General features: G+C 50.7%; 13 protein-coding genes. 3 read left to right on the top strand and 10 right to left on the bottom strand.

The features are described 5' to 3' along the window. Positions 1 to 5: 5 nt before the first annotated feature. The 5 genes from prpF to B9K09_RS10345 all read right to left on the bottom strand — a co-directional run bounded on the left by prpF (position 6) and on the right by B9K09_RS10345 (position 6,760). Positions 6 to 1,187 (bottom strand): 2-methylaconitate cis-trans isomerase PrpF, encoded by a 1,182-nt coding sequence (prpF, locus tag B9K09_RS10365; protein WP_087516731.1) that lies wholly within the window; start codon positions 1,185 to 1,187, stop codon positions 6 to 8. 76 nt (positions 1,188 to 1,263) lie between these two features. Further along, complete coding sequence (gene acnD, locus B9K09_RS10360; RefSeq protein WP_087516730.1) at positions 1,264 to 3,858, bottom strand: Fe/S-dependent 2-methylisocitrate dehydratase AcnD; 2,595 nt, start codon at positions 3,856 to 3,858, stop codon at positions 1,264 to 1,266. 72 nt (positions 3,859 to 3,930) lie between these two features. Further along, complete coding sequence (gene prpC, locus B9K09_RS10355; RefSeq protein ID WP_087516729.1) at positions 3,931 to 5,058, bottom strand: 2-methylcitrate synthase; 1,128 nt, start codon at positions 5,056 to 5,058, stop codon at positions 3,931 to 3,933. Between the two features lie 80 nt (positions 5,059 to 5,138). Continuing rightward, positions 5,139 to 6,026, bottom strand: a complete 888-nt coding sequence (gene prpB / locus B9K09_RS10350; RefSeq protein WP_087516728.1) for a methylisocitrate lyase — start codon at positions 6,024 to 6,026, stop codon at positions 5,139 to 5,141. Then, on the bottom strand, positions 6,023 to 6,760 hold the full coding sequence (locus tag B9K09_RS10345; protein WP_087516727.1) for a GntR family transcriptional regulator: 738 nt from the start codon (positions 6,758 to 6,760) through the stop codon (positions 6,023 to 6,025). Before B9K09_RS10345 ends, prpB begins: the two co-directional genes overlap by 4 nt. 289 nt (positions 6,761 to 7,049) lie before the next feature. On the opposite strand from B9K09_RS10345, the gene B9K09_RS10340 reads away from it, so the two are divergent. From B9K09_RS10340 to B9K09_RS10330, 3 genes are read left to right on the top strand one after another with little or no spacing between them, the layout of a single operon-like run. Beyond that, complete coding sequence (locus B9K09_RS10340) at positions 7,050 to 7,586, top strand: ATP-dependent zinc protease (RefSeq protein ID WP_087516726.1); 537 nt, start codon at positions 7,050 to 7,052, stop codon at positions 7,584 to 7,586. A 5-nt stretch (positions 7,587 to 7,591) separates the two neighbouring features. After that, a complete protein-coding gene (locus tag B9K09_RS10335; protein ID WP_087519062.1) occupies positions 7,592 to 9,118 on the top strand; it encodes an inactive transglutaminase family protein in 1,527 nt (508 codons plus the stop codon). A gap of 3 nt (positions 9,119 to 9,121) precedes the next feature. Then, complete coding sequence (locus tag B9K09_RS10330) at positions 9,122 to 10,108, top strand: alpha-L-glutamate ligase-like protein (RefSeq protein ID WP_087516725.1); 987 nt, start codon at positions 9,122 to 9,124, stop codon at positions 10,106 to 10,108. 61 nt (positions 10,109 to 10,169) lie between these two features. On the opposite strand, the gene B9K09_RS10325 is transcribed toward B9K09_RS10330, so the two are convergent. The 5 genes from B9K09_RS10325 to B9K09_RS10305 all read right to left on the bottom strand — a co-directional run bounded on the left by B9K09_RS10325 (position 10,170) and on the right by B9K09_RS10305 (position 15,284). Further along, positions 10,170 to 11,321 carry a MalM family protein gene (locus B9K09_RS10325; protein WP_087516724.1) on the bottom strand — a complete coding sequence of 384 codons (1,152 nt, stop codon included), beginning with the start codon at positions 11,319 to 11,321 and terminating at the stop codon, positions 10,170 to 10,172. A gap of 13 nt (positions 11,322 to 11,334) precedes the next feature. After that, the gene (locus tag B9K09_RS10320; protein ID WP_087516723.1) at positions 11,335 to 12,927 is read right to left on the bottom strand and encodes an outer membrane protein transport protein; all 1,593 of its coding nucleotides are present in this window, start codon (positions 12,925 to 12,927) and stop codon (positions 11,335 to 11,337) included. A gap of 17 nt (positions 12,928 to 12,944) precedes the next feature. Beyond that, the gene (locus tag B9K09_RS10315) at positions 12,945 to 13,949 is read right to left on the bottom strand and encodes a flagellar protein FilC (protein ID WP_087516722.1); all 1,005 of its coding nucleotides are present in this window, start codon (positions 13,947 to 13,949) and stop codon (positions 12,945 to 12,947) included. 51 nt (positions 13,950 to 14,000) lie between these two features. Next, positions 14,001 to 14,762, bottom strand: a complete 762-nt coding sequence (locus B9K09_RS10310) for a C39 family peptidase (protein WP_087516721.1) — start codon at positions 14,760 to 14,762, stop codon at positions 14,001 to 14,003. A 78-nt stretch (positions 14,763 to 14,840) separates the two neighbouring features. After that, complete coding sequence (locus B9K09_RS10305) at positions 14,841 to 15,284, bottom strand: DUF6160 family protein (protein ID WP_087516720.1); 444 nt, start codon at positions 15,282 to 15,284, stop codon at positions 14,841 to 14,843. Between the last annotated feature and the right edge of the window lie 48 nt (positions 15,285 to 15,332).

The raw sequence follows: 15,332 nt of genomic DNA, 5'->3' as shown, positions 1-15,332 counted from the left end.
CTTACCTAGCCCGGCACTCGCACCCAACCCTCCATCAATACCCGCGCACTGCGACTCATGATCGCCTTGGCGACCGACCATTGTCCGTCAACCTGTTTCGCTTCGGCACCGACGACCAAAGTCCCTGATGGATGTCCGAAACGTACGCTAACCCGCTCACCGCCGCCGGCCGCAAGGTTGACCAAGGTGCCGGGAATTGCCGCCGCAGTACCGATTGCCACAGCAGCGGTACCCATCATGGCGTGATGCAACTTACCCATGGACATCGCCCTGACCAGCAAGTCGACATCTTGCGCAGCGACCGCTTTGCCGCTGGAGCTTATGTAATCGACCGGCGCAGACACAAAGGCTACCTTGGGCGTGTGCTGGCGTTTGGCTGCTTCATCAGTGTGCTTGATCAGCCCCATACGCACTGCGCCATGCGTTCGTATGCGTTCAAACATAGCCAGTATTTTAGCGTCGCCATTGATCGCGTCCTGCAGTTCACTGCCAGTAAAACCAATGTCTTGGGCATTAATGAAAATCGTCGGAATACCGGCATTGATCATGGTTGCCTGCAATACACCAACGCCCGGCACCTCAAGATCATCGACCAGGTTACCCGTCGGAAACATTGAGCCACTAACGCCCTCTTCCTCCGCCGCAGGGTCAACAAACTCGAGCTTTACTTCCGCGGCAGGAAAGGTCACGCCATCAAGTTCGAACTCACCGGTTTCCTGCACTTCGCCATTGGTAATGGGTACATGAGCAATAATGCTTTTACCGATATTGGCCTGCCAGATGCGCACAATAGCGACACCATTTTCAGGTACCCGCTCTGGATCAAGCATGCCGCTGCGAATCGCAAACGGACCGACAGCCGACGACAAATTGCCGCAGTTACCACTCCAGTCAACGAACGGCTTATCAATTGAAACCTGGCCGAACAAATAATCAACATCATGTTCAGGTTGTTTGCTCTTGGACACGATGACGGTCTTGCTGGTACTTGAAGTCGCTCCGCCCATGCCGTCAATCTGCTTGCCGTAAGGGTCTGGACTGCCAATTACCCTGAGCAGTAATGCATCGCGTGCGGCGCCCGGTACCTGTGCGTCATTGGGTAAATCATCAAGCGCAAAAAACACGCCTTTGCTGGTACCACCACGATAATAGGTCGCGGCTACTTTTACCTGGGGAGCGTGAGCCATGTGAATACGTCCTGATTAACCTCGGCGGCGCTGCTCGAAGCTGCCTGTCAGCGCTGCCGGGGCAAATTAAAGTGGGTTACACCGCACCGCTCGACTCAAGAAAATCTTGAGCAAAACGCTGCAATACGCCGCCAGCCTCGTAGATAGAGACCTCTTCTGCGGTATCCAGACGGCAAATCACCGGCACCTCCAAGCGCTCACCATTTTTACGGTTGATCACCAAGGTCAAGGTTGCGCGCGGCGTGCGCTGGCCAGTCACGTCATAGGTTTCAGTGCCATCAATTCCCAGCGTGTGACGCGTTACGCCAGGCTGGAACTCCAGCGGCAGTACACCCATACCAACGAGATTGGTCCGGTGAATACGCTCGAACCCTTCAGCTGCAATGGCTTCAACACCTGCCAGGCGTACGCCTTTTGCTGCCCAGTCACGTGAAGAGCCTTGGCCGTAGTCAGCGCCAGCAATGATGATCAGCGGTTGCTTGCGCTGCATATAGGTCTCAATCGCTTCCCACATACGCGTGACAGTGCCTTCAGGCTCTATTCGCGCCAGTGATCCTTGTTTAACCACGCCGTTTTCCGTGACCATTTCATTGATCAACTTGGGGTTGGCAAAGGTTGCACGTTGAGCAGTCAGGTGGTCTCCACGGTGGGTTGCGTAGGAGTTGAAGTCCTCCTCAGGCAAACCCATTTTCGCCAAGTACTCGCCAGCAGCGCTGTTGAGCATAATAGCGTTGGATGGCGACAGGTGATCCGTGGTGATGTTGTCTGGCAACACTGCCAAAGGGCGCATTGCGGTAAGCGAACGCTCACCCGCCAGTGCGCCTTCCCAATACGGAGGGCGACGAATATAGGTGCTCTGTGGTCGCCACTCATACAGTGGGCTGACCTTAGGCCCGGTGTCTTCTTCGATGGCAAACATCGGAATATAGACCTGATTAAACTGCTCAGGCTTAACGCTGGCCTTGACCACGGCGTCAATTTCTTCATCCGACGGCCAAATATCTTTCAAGGTTACTGGCTGGCCGTCTTTGTCGATGCCCAGCACATCTTTTTCGATATCAAAACGAATAGTACCGGCAATCGCATAAGCAACCACGAGCGGCGGTGAAGCCAGGAAGGCTTGTTTGGCGTACGGATGAATCCGCCCATCGAAGTTACGGTTACCAGACAACACCGCTGTAGCGTACAGGTCGCGATCAATTACTTCTTTTTGAATAGCTGGGTCCAGCGCACCACTCATACCATTGCAGGTGGTGCAGGCAAAACCGACAATGCCAAAACCCAGCTTTTCAAGCTCGGGCAACAACTTGCCTTCTTCGAGGTACAGCTGAACAGCTTTTGAACCCGGTGCCAGTGAGGTTTTCACCCAAGGCTTGCGCGTAAGACCACGCTCGTTCGCATTTCGTGCGATCAAACCGGCGGCAATCACGTTACGCGGGTTACTGGTGTTGGTGCAGCTGGTGATCGCAGCGATAATCACCGCGCCATCCGGCATCAACCCTTCCTCGTTCTCGACAATTCCACTAATACCCTGAGCAGCCAATTCGGAAGTGGGCACCCGGCGGTGCGGGTTAGATGGCCCGGCGATATTGCGCACCACAGTCGACAAATCGAATGTCAGCACGCGCTCGTATTCAGCATTAGTCAGGGTGTCAGCCCACAAGCCTGTGGTTTTCGCGTAATTCTCTACCAGTTTGACCTGCTCGCTATCGCGCCCGGTCAACGTCAGGTAATCAATGGTTTGCCCATCGATATAGAACATGGCCGCGGTCGCCCCGAACTCAGGCGTCATATTGGAAATAGTTGCGCGGTCGCCAAGGGTAAGGGCATTGGCTCCAGCACCGAAAAACTCCAGATAGGCAGAAACGACCTTCTCTTTGCGCAGGAACTCGGTAATCGCCAATACGATATCTGTCGCCGTGATCCCAGGCTGGCGCTTGCCAGTCAGTTCAACGCCGATAATGTCTGGCAAACGCATATAGGAAGCACGACCAAGCATCACGCTTTCGGCCTCGAGACCGCCCACACCAATGGCGATTACACCCAGCGCATCAACGTGCGGCGTGTGGCTATCAGTCCCAACCAGGGTATCCGGGAATGCAACACCGTCACGAGAGTGAACCACCGGCGACATCCGCTCCAAGTTGATCTGATGCATGATGCCGTTGCCGGGCGGAATCACATCAACGTTTTTAAAGGCTTTCTTGGTCCAGTTGATGAAGTGAAAGCGATCTTCGTTGCGACGGTCTTCTATCGCACGGTTCTTTTCAAAAGCATCAGCCTCAAAACCGCCGTGCTCGACCGCCAACGAGTGATCAACAATCAGCTGCGTCGGCACCACCGGGTTAACTTTGGATGGGTCACCACCCTTTTCAGCGATGGCGTCGCGCAAGCCTGCAAGGTCGACCAAAGCGGTCTGCCCCAGAATGTCGTGACAGACAACACGTGCCGGAAACCACGGAAAGTCCAAGTCGCGCTTGCGCTCAATAATCTGCGTCAGCGCTGCAGTTAGCATTGACGGCTCACAGCGGCGCACCAGGTTCTCTGCCAATACACGGGAGGTGTATGGCAGTTTGTCGTAGGCACCGGGCTTAATATCCTCAACCGCGGCACGGGTGTCGAAATAGTCCAGTTGAGTGCCGGGCAAGGGCTTGCGATAGTCAGTATTCATCAGTCAGAACTCATCAGATCTGTTTTCGCAACGCCCCACACGGTTGAAACTTTGCGGCATTGCGCGCGCTACTTAGCGCTGTTCGAGTGGCGGTACTTGGCGCTGTTCAACGCCGGTGTACTCAGCACTCGGGCGAATAATGCGATTATTGGCGCGTTGCTCGAAGACATGCGCAGCCCAGCCGGTTACTCGCGAACATACGAAAATCGGGGTAAACAGCTTGGTTGGAATGCCCATGAAGTGATAAGCAGATGCATGATAAAAATCCGCATTCGGGAACAGTTTCTTTTGCTCCCACATGGTCTTATCAATCGCTTCGGAGACTGGGTACAGCACAGTATCCCCAACTTCATCCGCTAGCTTTTTCGACCACTGCTTGATCACTTCATTGCGCGGATCGCAGTCTTTGTAGATGGCGTGACCAAAGCCCATGATCTTGTCTTTACGCTCAAGCATCGCGAGCGTACCCGCCGTCGCGTCGTCAGCAGAGGCGAACTTCTCGATCATTTCCATCGCCGCCTCGTTAGCGCCACCGTGCAAAGGGCCGCGCAAGGTGCCAATTGCAGCAGTGACACAGGAGAACAAATCACTCAACGTCGAAGCACACACCCGAGCGGTGAAGGTCGAGGCATTGAATTCGTGCTCGGCATACAGAATTAATGAAACATTCATCACCTGCACATGCAGCTCGCTAGGTTTTTTACCATGCAGCAAACGCAAGAAGTGGCCGCCAAGGCAGTCTTGATCAGTCATGCAATCAATACGCACACCGTCATGACTGAAGCGATACCAGTAGCACATGATCGCGGGGAAAATTGCCAGCAAACGATCAGCCTTGTCTTGCTGCTGATCAAAACTCAGCTCCTGCTCAAGCGTGCCGAGAACTGACGCGCCCGTACGCATCACATCCATCGGATGAGCATTGGCCGGAATGCGCTCCAACACTTCTTTCAGGGCTTGCGGCAGGTCGCGCAGAGCTTTGAGTTTGCTTTTGTAAGCTGTCAGTTGCTCGGCACTTGGCAGCTCTCCGTAAAGCAGCAGATAGGCGACTTCTTCAAAGCCTACATGCGCCGCCAGATCACGCACGTCATAGCCGCGATATGTCAGGCCCGCACCCTCTTGACCAACTGTCGACAAGGCTGTCTGACCGGCAACCTGGCCCCGCAGGCCCGCGCCACTCAATACTTTAGCTTCAGCCATTGCTCTCTCCTCTTGAATTTGTTTTGGATACTGCAACTTCGTTCGCGGTAGCTGTTTAGCCACCTGCGAACCGCTTAATCTCAGGCTTTTTTGCCAGCAAACAATGCATCGAGACTCTGCTCAAATGCGTGATAATTAATACGGTCGTAAAGCTCCATACGGGTCTGCATCGTGTCGATCACATTCTTCTGCGTACCGTCACGCCGCACCGCGTTGTAAACATTTTCTGCAGCCTTGTTCATCGCTCGGAATGCTGAGAGCGGGTACAAAACCAGAGAAACATCCGCAGATTTCAATTCGTCGGTGGTAAACAAAGGCGTCGAACCAAACTCGGTGATATTGGCCAGAATCGGTGCCTTAACCTTATCGGCGAACAGCTTGTACATCTCAAGCTCAGTAATGGCCTCAGGGAATACCATGTCGGCACCCGCCTCTACACAAGCAGCGGCGCGATCAAGTGCAGACTCAAGCCCCTCAACCGCCAGTGCATCTGTACGTGCCATGATTACAAAACTATCGTCAGTACGCGCATCAACTGCAGCTTTGATGCGGTCAACCATTTCTTGCTGCGAAACAATTTCTTTATTCGGACGATGGCCGCAACGCTTGGCACCGACTTGATCTTCAATATGAATCGCCGCCGCGCCAAATTTGATCATCGACTTGACCGTACGCGCGACATTGAACGCTGAGGCGCCAAAGCCGGTATCCACATCGACCAATAGCGGTAAATCGCAGACATCGGTAATGCGCCGAACATCGGTCAATACATCATCCAGCCCTGTTATGCCCAAGTCAGGCAACCCCAGCGAACCTGCAGCAACACCGCCACCGGAAAGATAGATGGCTTTGAAGCCTGCGCGCTTGGCGAGTAATGCGTGATTGGCATTGATCGCACCAATAACCTGCAACGGATGCTCTTCAGCAACTGCGTCGCGGAACCGCTGACCTGGCGTTTTCGAACTCATGACTCACCTCGGGAAGTAGATGATGGTGATTGATTAGGCGTTGCTTGTTCGCCCAGATAATGGCGCTCAATATTGCGTTTCGAAGCGGCGATGTGCCGACGCATCAGTAGCTCTGCGAGCTCACCATCGCGGTCTGAGATTGCGTCAAGGATCCGATGATGCTCGGCAAAGGCTTGGTGCGGCCGGTTTGGCGTTGAGGAAAACTGAATCCGGTACATTCGCACCAGTTGATATAACTCACCGCAAAGCAACTGACTCAGGGTGCGATTGCCACTGCCCTGAATAATTCGATAGTGAAAATCAAAATCACCTTCTTGCTGGTAGTAACCGCGGCCCGCTTGGAACGCTTCGTCGCGCTCATGGGTTTCGAGCACCTGACGCAACTCATCGATTTCCAGCTGTGTCATTCGCTGCGCGGCCAACTTGCAGGCCATGCCTTCGAGTGACTCACGAATCTCGTAAAGCTCGATCAGTTCCTCGTGATTTAGCGACACCACACGCGCACCGACATGAGGTATGCGCACCAATAGACGCTGGCCCTCCAACCGATGAATAGCTTCGCGTAATGGCCCACGACTGATGCCATAGGTACGGGCAAGTTCGGGCTCGGATATCTTGCTGCCAGGCGCAATTTCACCTTTAACGATTGCCGCTTGAATTCGCCGAAACACATGCTCAGAGCGCGTTTCATTTTCATCTTCAGCGGCGATAGGAACCTCTGTCACATTGAGCACATTGTTGACACCAAGATGGCTATTCGTTGAAAAATACCCCTAAAGCACTATAGCGTCAATGAAGCTCAATCACATTGTCGACAATTTACAACCATAATATCTATGCCAACGAATGAGTTACAGTATAAGAAAGCGCTGTAAGAGCCTGTTACTGCACAAAATGGCCATGTTAGAATGCCCTGCACGCAGAAGCTAAGATGAGCTACCTGCTACTCTCAATCGTAGGCGCATGGACAGCAAAGCCTAGTCGCCCTTGTGACCCATATGCCCGAGCCATCGAATAGGACTTATGAGACTGAAGCCCTTCGCACTGATTTTTTGCCTGCTTCTCTCTCCCAGCGTAAGTATTGCTGCGGATAAAACTGTTTACGGCCTGAATGAATACGTCAAACTGTCAGAGATCAATACAGAAGTAGCGGCTAAACTGGATACTGGCGCTAAAACAGCATCACTCAGCGCCCGTGACATTAAGCGTTTCAAGCGTGATGGTGAGGCATGGGTGCGTTTCTATCTAGCGATAGATGATGCCCATGACAACCCGATTGAACGTCCACTGGCACGTATCAGTAAGATAAAAAGACGTTCGGGCGACTTTGATCCTGAAGAGCAAAAAACCTACACCGCGCGCCCTGTAATCGAGCTTGAGGTGTGCATGGGACAAGCACAACGCACAATCGAAGTGAACTTGACCGACCGAAGTGCATTCCAATACCCGCTGCTAATTGGATCTGAAGCACTAAAGCGCTTCAATGCACTGATAGATCCCAGCCTTAAATACGCATCAGGGAAACCTGCATGTACCACTGACGTAACCCTTGGCGAGTAATGCCCATGCGCTCTCTTACCCTGCATCTGAAAATCCTGATCACTATCTTGGTGAGCTTGGGTATTCTGATAACGGCATACCAAATCTTTATCCTTGGTATTCCACTGACATCAGATGAAACTGATGACCTTTGGAATATTGATGCCAAGATCGAATTCCAAGCCAGTTCAAAAGAACCGGTCAAACTGCAAATGTTTGTCCCGCCACTGAACCAAGACTACGTCAGTCTCAATGAAAGCTTTATCTCAAATAACTATGGGGTAAGTGTTAACCGTGTTGACGGCAACCGTAAGGTCACTTGGTCAGCCCGTCGCGCCAGCGGTAAACAAACCATTTACTACCGCCTGGTTCTGACCAAGCGCTATAGCGGTGAGCAAGCCAAAGCCAAAGGCCCGATCTTCCGCGATAGCTTGCCAGTCGAAGGCCCAGAAAAAATCGCTGCTGACGCCCTTCTCGCACCAATTCGCCAACACTCTGCTGATGTTGAAACCTTCATCAGTGAAACCATCAAGCGTGTTAACAACGTTAACGATGACAATGCCAAGCTGTTGCTCAGCGGTGATGCTTCGACTTCTAACAAAGCGAAAGCCATTGAGTTGTTATTGTCTATCGCTCACGTACCCATGGAGCGCGTCCACACCGTGCGCCTGCTGGCTGAATCCCAGCAATCACCAGAACTGTGGTTGCGCAGCTTCAATGGTGATAAATGGCTTTACTTCAACCCTGAAACGGGCGAGCAAGGCTTACCTGCCGATCGACTGGTCTGGTGGACTGGCGATGAGGACCTGATCAAGATTGAAGGTGGTAAACAGGCTCAAGTATCGTTCGCCCTGAACAACAGTGAAATGAATGCGATTCGCCTGGCCAAGCTGACAGATGAAAGCACCGATGCCGACTTCTTGTCTTACTCGCTGTATGGCTTGCCGCTGCAGACACAAAACAACTTCCAGATCATGATCATGATCCCAATCGGCGTATTGCTGATTCTGATCCTGCGTAACCTCGGCGGCCTGCAGACCCTCGGCACCTTCACCCCGGTACTGATTGCGTTAGCCTTCCGTGAAACCCAGCTTGGCTTCGGCATCGTCCTATTTACCGTGATAACCACGCTGGGTCTGTCATTACGTTCGTATCTAGAACACCTCAAATTACAGATGCTGCCAAGACTTTCGGTGGTGTTGACGTTCGTGGTGGTTTTGATTGCAGTGATCAGCCTGTTCAGCCATAAACTTGGCCTTGAGCGCGGCTTGTCGGTTGCCCTGTTCCCAATGGTGATTTTGACCATGACCATTGAGCGCCTGTCGATTACATGGGAAGAACGTGGCGCATCGCATGCCTTTAAAGTTGGCGTCGGCACCCTCTTTGCAGCCTCATTAGCGCACCTGCTGATGAGCGTCCCTGAGTTGGTTTACTTCATGTTTACCTTCCCGGCCGTACTGCTTATTTTTGTAGGTTTCATGCTGGCTATGGGTCGTTATCGCGGCTACCGCCTGACTGAACTTTTCCGCTTCAAAGCCTTCCTTAAGGATTGAGCCATGCTAGGTCTATGGAAAACCTGGAAGGCCCTTGAAGCCAAAGGCATCATGGGTATCAATCGCCGCAACGCGGACTACGTGCTGAAGTACAACAAACGGCACCTGTATCCGCTTGTGGACGATAAGATTCTGACCAAAGAGCGCGCCATCGACGCAGGCATCAATGTGCCTGAGATGTATGGCGTAATCTCTACGGAAAAGGAAATTGATAAGCTCGGTGAAATCATCGGCAATCGTACCGACTTCGTAGTCAAGCCCGCGCAAGGCGCAGGCGGCGACGGTATTTTGGTGGTTGCCGATCGTTTTGAAGATCGTTACCGCACGGTCTCAGGCAAGATCATTTCGCATGAAGATATTGAACATCAGATCTCAAGCATTCTGACGGGCCTCTACTCACTGGGTGGCCACCGCGATCGTGCGCTAATTGAGTATCGAGTCATTCCGGATCAGATATTTAAAAGCATTAGCTACGAAGGCGTGCCGGACATTCGCATTATTGTGCTTAAGGGCTATCCGGTAATGGCAATGCTCAGGCTGCCAACGCGACAGTCTGGCGGTAAGGCAAACCTACACCAGGGCGCGATTGGTGTTGGTGTCGACTTGGCGACAGGTCTGACCTTGAACGGTACCTGGCTCAACAATAAAATCACCAAGCACCCTGACACGACCAATGCGGTAGATGGTGTTCAACTGCCTGACTGGGATGGCTTTATGGGCCTCGCAGCAAACTGCTATGAGTTATGTGGGCTTGGCTACATTGGTGTCGACATGGTACTCGACCAAGAAAAGGGCCCGTTAATTCTAGAACTGAATGCACGCCCTGGCCTGAATATTCAAATCGCCAATGACACGGGACTAACACTGCGTGCCCACGCAGTTGAAGCGCGCATTGCGGAGCTTGCGAAAGATGATATTCAGGAAACGCCACTAGAGCGTGTGCGTTTCGCCCAAAGCTTATTTGGCCATAAGTTTTCCACTGAAATCTAAGCAGCTCAAGAACGAGAAAAGGCCGCTTACAGCGGCCTTTTTTCTGATACCGCATTTCCGGCTAACGAATCACCGCAATCTCAAAGGAGCCAACACCCGCATGGGCACGGGCCTGTAATCCAGCTTCGTCAACCACAACCTCCTGAAATGGACGCTTGAAAGGCTTGTTATCAAGCGTCTTTAAAGCCTTGTCCTCCTCGGTGGTCAGCAGCAGAACATAGCGTTCATTTGTAACCGCCTGAATTTTTACGACGCCCTCAATGAAAGCAAAGCGAGACCATGTCTCCGCATGCAACTGGTACACCGCGTCACTGACCAAGCGAGTGGGCCGTTTCTGCGCATCAAGAAACAGCAGCGAAGGATATACCACCTGTTTATTGGCGAAGCTCCGCACGCGCAAGCCATAACTCGTTTTAGCTGTGGGCAACTTTATCGCCGCGTAATAACTACGCCCCATTGGAAAGTCAAAACTGGGCGAAAAACGATTGAGCTCCTCAAAACGCGGCTCATCACTGGATAACTCAGTGAAGTCATCATCAGTCATTTGTGTGCAACAACGATCCGTCAACTCACGATAAAGCCCTTGCTGAGACTGCCTGCTTCCTGTTAACAGTTCTGTCATCGCTGCAGTCCGCTGTCCATTTAAGCTAGGTAGCAAAATAGGCTTCTTGGAAAACTCAATTTGACGCCCTTCGGTATATTCAATTGCCGCCAGACTTGGGACTGCACCTGAACTGACACGCGGAGCAACCCGAGAGTTTTGCATGCGTCCCAGCTCGTCGACCCACGTGTAATATTGCCCATCATCGCCATCACGCTGATAACCGCGGCCTTCAAGCACATCAGCATCGATATACTCTGAAGACAGTTCACCTGTCGACAAAATGACTTCCGAGCCGCCTGCCAGCAATGGACGGTCGGCGTAGAAACTGTTTTGTAGCGTGCCGTCTCCGTCTACCCATGTGAAGTAGCGCCGCTTACTTTCGTTCGGCACCGGACGTGCTAATGAGTTGCCTGCTTCGTTAAACCTCGCATGATCACTTATCAGAACCTGTTTTGATGCACGCCTTTGCTGCTGAACGAATACCTTGCTCGTCACCGTATTGTGCACCCTACCCTGATCATCAATCCAAGTGAGGTAGCGAGCGCCTGCAAGCGACTCCGACGCCCAGCATAGCGTGCAAAATAGGAGTAACGGTTTATGCAAATCCATAGCAAAGCATCACTCAAAAAGTGGTTCGATAGGTTAAGGCAAACACATAAGCTTTTACGGTTGACTCAACATCAAGGTCCGCATAGGGGTTATAGACAAGGCCATCGATGCTCGAGCAGTTGATACTGCAACTTGATCCTGCTGGAATGTTCTGCTTGCTGACCAAGTAATTAAAGCCGACGTCAATAACCGTATCTTTGTCCCATTGATATCCCGCACCCAAGCCGTATAGCGTTGCATCACCGATTGGCGCAAGAACATCCGCCTTATTGCCTGGAATAGCTGAAGGCCTAGGCTCATACCCCATCCGCAGGGTCAGTCGGTCATTGTATTGGTACTGCAGACCTAACGCCCAACTCCACACAGACTTATAACCACGATCCAGAATCAGACTGGTAGGTGTCGCATTATCGGGTGACAGCAAGCTGGCAATCGTGAGGATATCCAGCTCGCGGTCAAACTTAATCTCAAACTCATTCCACGCGGCATAATCGGTCCACTTAACATCGAAGTTTACTTGCCATTTAGGTATCGGATTTACCTTAATGCCTGTGGAGAAGTGTGCCGGGTAAGTTAAGTCGAGGGAAACGTTACCGCGTTCATTGTCAAATAGACCATCAGGAGTGATGGTACTGAAAACCGCACCAACCAGTGAGCTGTCCAGGCCCTGCCAGAACCCTTGCCAGTCATCACTGTATGAAACATTGTATTTTCCTTTAAGCTTCATCTTGGCTTCGCTTTGATAGACAGCACCCCAAGCAAACCAGTCAACAGGCTCCCAAAGAAAACCAACATTCCACGTCGGTGAAAGTGACTGTTGCAAATCCAGATCGATATTTGCAATGTCCGTGAACGGACCTAAGTCACCACCACAGATATTTAACAACACCTCAAATGGGTTTCCATCAACGGTGCACAATGCATCCTGAGCTGCGCCGGTAAATCCAGTTAGTACACCTGGAGCACGGAAGTCTTCATTTAAATACAATGCTTGGTGTGAAAATCCCACAGAAAGGCCAACCGAGAGTTCATCATTAACTTGATAAGCAACTGAAGGTGAAAAATAGGTAATTCGCTGAATAGCAACTTGCTTCCCTTGATAGCGGGCAGAGTCGTTGTCATCACGGGAATAACCAAGCGCCTGAGGGGCGTAAATATTATTTGCAAAAGTAAACTTTGAACCTGGCGGGGTAATGGAAATACCGGCAAGAGGCGCAAAAAGAACAGGCACATTCGTAGCCCCACCCAACCCAGGAAAATACATTGTAGATGTGGTGGTTCTACTAGAGGTATTAGCGACAGGGTCATCAGACAAACCAAAAAAGCTATTACCATAATTCTCTGGTGCTTTAAACTCCGACCGAATATCCAAAACACCTGTCACCAACTTTATCGCTATCTGGCGTCCTTTCAATTTGGTTAAGGCTGCCGGATTGTAGTGCACAGCATCAATACCTGACGAATCCGCAGTAATCGCGTTTCCTAACGCCATTGCCTTAGGATTACCAATGGTTAGATTTTGTGAAAGTTGGGCCGTTGCAATATCCACCCACAAACCCACAACAACAGATAGCAAATAAGAAACACGGTAAACAATAGGATTCATGATAGGCAACTCGTCCTTTATTCCGGCTTAAGGCCCGAAATATCGAGAGGCATGGAAAGCCCCAGCAGTACATCAGGAGAGTCTTCTGTCAAACCAAAACCCGCATTAACATTTACTATGTATTCAGGGGATGTTCTTAGACCCAGTGAAAAATTCATTACCGCGCTGGTCTGCTCTCGCCCTTTTAACGCTGCATCCTCAAACTCAAACTTAGGAGCAAGGTTATAGGCCATCTGATACGAAGCAGCTAAAGAAACATCATAAGATAATGAGTAAGCAAACCCCATATTGAATGATACGGACGACCCGGTATTAACTCTTTTCAGTAGTCGTCCACCGCGTACTTGGTCAATATTTTTAATTGGGAAATTGTACGTATACCCAAGCGAGCCAAACAGTACGACGGGGTCAATTACATAGGATAAGTTTGCTCCAGCGCTAATGCTGTAGTTACCATTCCCTGTTGATAGATCGTCTTGCACTTTTACGTCATAAGGGCTATCACCAGTCGGTAGCCCTACTGATGCGTACAAGGTTGTGACTGCAGCGCCACGCTGCGCATTCCATGGTTGCCAGCGTAGGCTTGCAGAAACATCGCCTAAGCTGTAAGCGCTCAAGTCTCGCTCAGTATCATATTTGGCTACGAAGGGTAGGCGGATACTGAACGTCAAGTTGTCCCATACGCCATAATCAAATGTAAATGAAGTCGTAAAGGTATGCTGAGCCTCAGACTGCCCGATAACACTAAATGAATTATCACCTGTTCTAACGGTTTCAATAACCGTATCTCTGACTAAGCTGTAGTCGACTCCATAAGTAAGAGTCCGCTCACCTTTTTTAAGTAATGTATAGCTTTTTTCAGCAGCCTGAAAAACTTCAGACAACGCTTTTTCACTGTCAGCGTCCCCCTCTTGCGCCTTTAATGCATCTCTAGCGCTATCAAGAGACTTGTCATCTGCACACACACTAAAACTCGTAAACAGGCATAGCGCACATGCAGTTCCCGCGAATGCAGGTCTCATTTAGACTGCTCCATTATTACGTGGCTTAAATTGCACTACATTGACGAGTAATTATTTTCGGCGAATGTATTGTATTGCTCCGCCAGAACCTAACTCTGTCGCTTGATTATCAGTAAACTTGGTGATGGATGGGTACTCTTTGAACGCTAATAGCGAAACAGTACGGTCATCAATAATGCGCAGATCTCGATCTTCTAGCGCGAGGGCATTTCGTATACCGCTATCACCAGGATAAATCACGAATAAAACATTTTTATCCCAGACAGCTTCGAACCGTTTACGTGTAAAGCTTATATTTCCTATAGCAGGATCAGCTACAAAAACATGCCCATCATAAACATCACGTACGACAACGAAATGTTTAAACCCAGCATATTCAATCGGCACTAAGACAGGATGCTCCAAGTTATCCAAGTCAGCGAATGTTGCGCGAAACCCTCCGCTGTTGTACCCAAGTGCGGACACAAAGCGTTTCATATCAAGTAAGGAGAAACCCCGCCGCTCTGCGATCTTGTCAGCCTCGCCAAATCTTAGAAGTCCCTCCATAACTTGACGTTCTTCTAAGTTTTGCCCTAAAAAATAATCAAGCAGCGTCGTTAATGCAGCCGAACCACAACTGTAATCATAGGCTTGACGAATAATGCGTTTAAACTGCATCTGACTAAGCGGCTCTAGCTCAACAGATTGCCTGAACGGGTTGCTGCTCAATGCTGCCTGAGTAAGATTAACCCGTCCCTTTGGTTGCGGTTTAATATCGACAGTTTCGGTAATACCGAAAACGGTTATTAGACTTCCAAGTAGGATTTCAATCATCAGGGCTCACCCTCTCTTAGATTAAGGACCCTGCCAGTCGAAACTGACAGGTATTCATAGCTAAGAAGGATTAGTGACTTAGTGCCCCCAAACTTTAACGGTTGTACCGGCCATATTGATGTCACTGACAGCAAGCGAACCAATACTGGCGGCCGTAGTGCCGCCCACCTTGATAGCACCTACTGACAACTGGCCAGTTACTGCAGGCAAACCAATTTGCAGTTGCTCAGTATCTGCACCGCCAATGCTAGTGGTTACAACATCAACCAGAATTGGCGCGTCATCAGAAATGTTAAAGCCGTCAAAAGCGATTGATTCAAGACGCAGTGAGCCGCCGGATGGGTCATTGTCGGTATATACAACACTACCAATGCTGCCGTTGAACTGACCCGAAATACTAATACCATCCTGACCGGTCACTGTTGCCAGCGCAGAATCATCCATGGCTTTAAGTTCTGCCTGCGCCATCAGCGGAGTGACGAGGACAGCTGCTGCTAATGCGAGTTTATTGATGTACTTCATTGTTGTTGTCTCCACAGTTCTCGGTTTTGGTATCCCGAAGGAAGCTGC

This window comes from Pseudomonas sp. M30-35 (assembly GCF_002163625.1).
In the GTDB taxonomy this organism is placed as follows: domain Bacteria; phylum Pseudomonadota; class Gammaproteobacteria; order Pseudomonadales; family Pseudomonadaceae; genus Aquipseudomonas.
The sequence above is the reverse complement of the archived record's forward strand: the minus strand, read 5'-3'. Positions and strand labels throughout refer to the sequence as shown.

What these genes read in the sequence shown, in the direction of transcription:
- prpC (WP_087516729.1), bottom strand. Translation starts at nt 5,058, where the DNA reads ATGGCTGAAGCTAAAGTATTGAGTGGCGCGGGCCTGCGGGGCCAGGTT.
- B9K09_RS10340 (WP_087516726.1), top strand. Translation starts at nt 7,050, where the DNA reads ATGAGACTGAAGCCCTTCGCACTGATTTTTTGCCTGCTTCTCTCTCCC.
- B9K09_RS10330 (WP_087516725.1), top strand. Translation starts at nt 9,122, where the DNA reads ATGCTAGGTCTATGGAAAACCTGGAAGGCCCTTGAAGCCAAAGGCATC.
- B9K09_RS10305 (WP_087516720.1), bottom strand. Translation starts at nt 15,284, where the DNA reads ATGAAGTACATCAATAAACTCGCATTAGCAGCAGCTGTCCTCGTCACT.
- B9K09_RS10320 (WP_087516723.1), bottom strand. Translation starts at nt 12,927, where the DNA reads ATGAATCCTATTGTTTACCGTGTTTCTTATTTGCTATCTGTTGTTGTG.
- B9K09_RS10335 (WP_087519062.1), top strand. Translation starts at nt 7,592, where the DNA reads ATGCGCTCTCTTACCCTGCATCTGAAAATCCTGATCACTATCTTGGTG.
- prpB (WP_087516728.1), bottom strand. Translation starts at nt 6,026, where the DNA reads ATGAGTTCGAAAACGCCAGGTCAGCGGTTCCGCGACGCAGTTGCTGAA.
- B9K09_RS10315 (WP_087516722.1), bottom strand. Translation starts at nt 13,949, where the DNA reads ATGAGACCTGCATTCGCGGGAACTGCATGTGCGCTATGCCTGTTTACG.
- B9K09_RS10325 (WP_087516724.1), bottom strand. Translation starts at nt 11,321, where the DNA reads ATGGATTTGCATAAACCGTTACTCCTATTTTGCACGCTATGCTGGGCG.
- acnD (WP_087516730.1), bottom strand. Translation starts at nt 3,858, where the DNA reads ATGAATACTGACTATCGCAAGCCCTTGCCCGGCACTCAACTGGACTAT.
- prpF (WP_087516731.1), bottom strand. Translation starts at nt 1,187, where the DNA reads ATGGCTCACGCTCCCCAGGTAAAAGTAGCCGCGACCTATTATCGTGGT.
- B9K09_RS10310 (WP_087516721.1), bottom strand. Translation starts at nt 14,762, where the DNA reads ATGATTGAAATCCTACTTGGAAGTCTAATAACCGTTTTCGGTATTACC.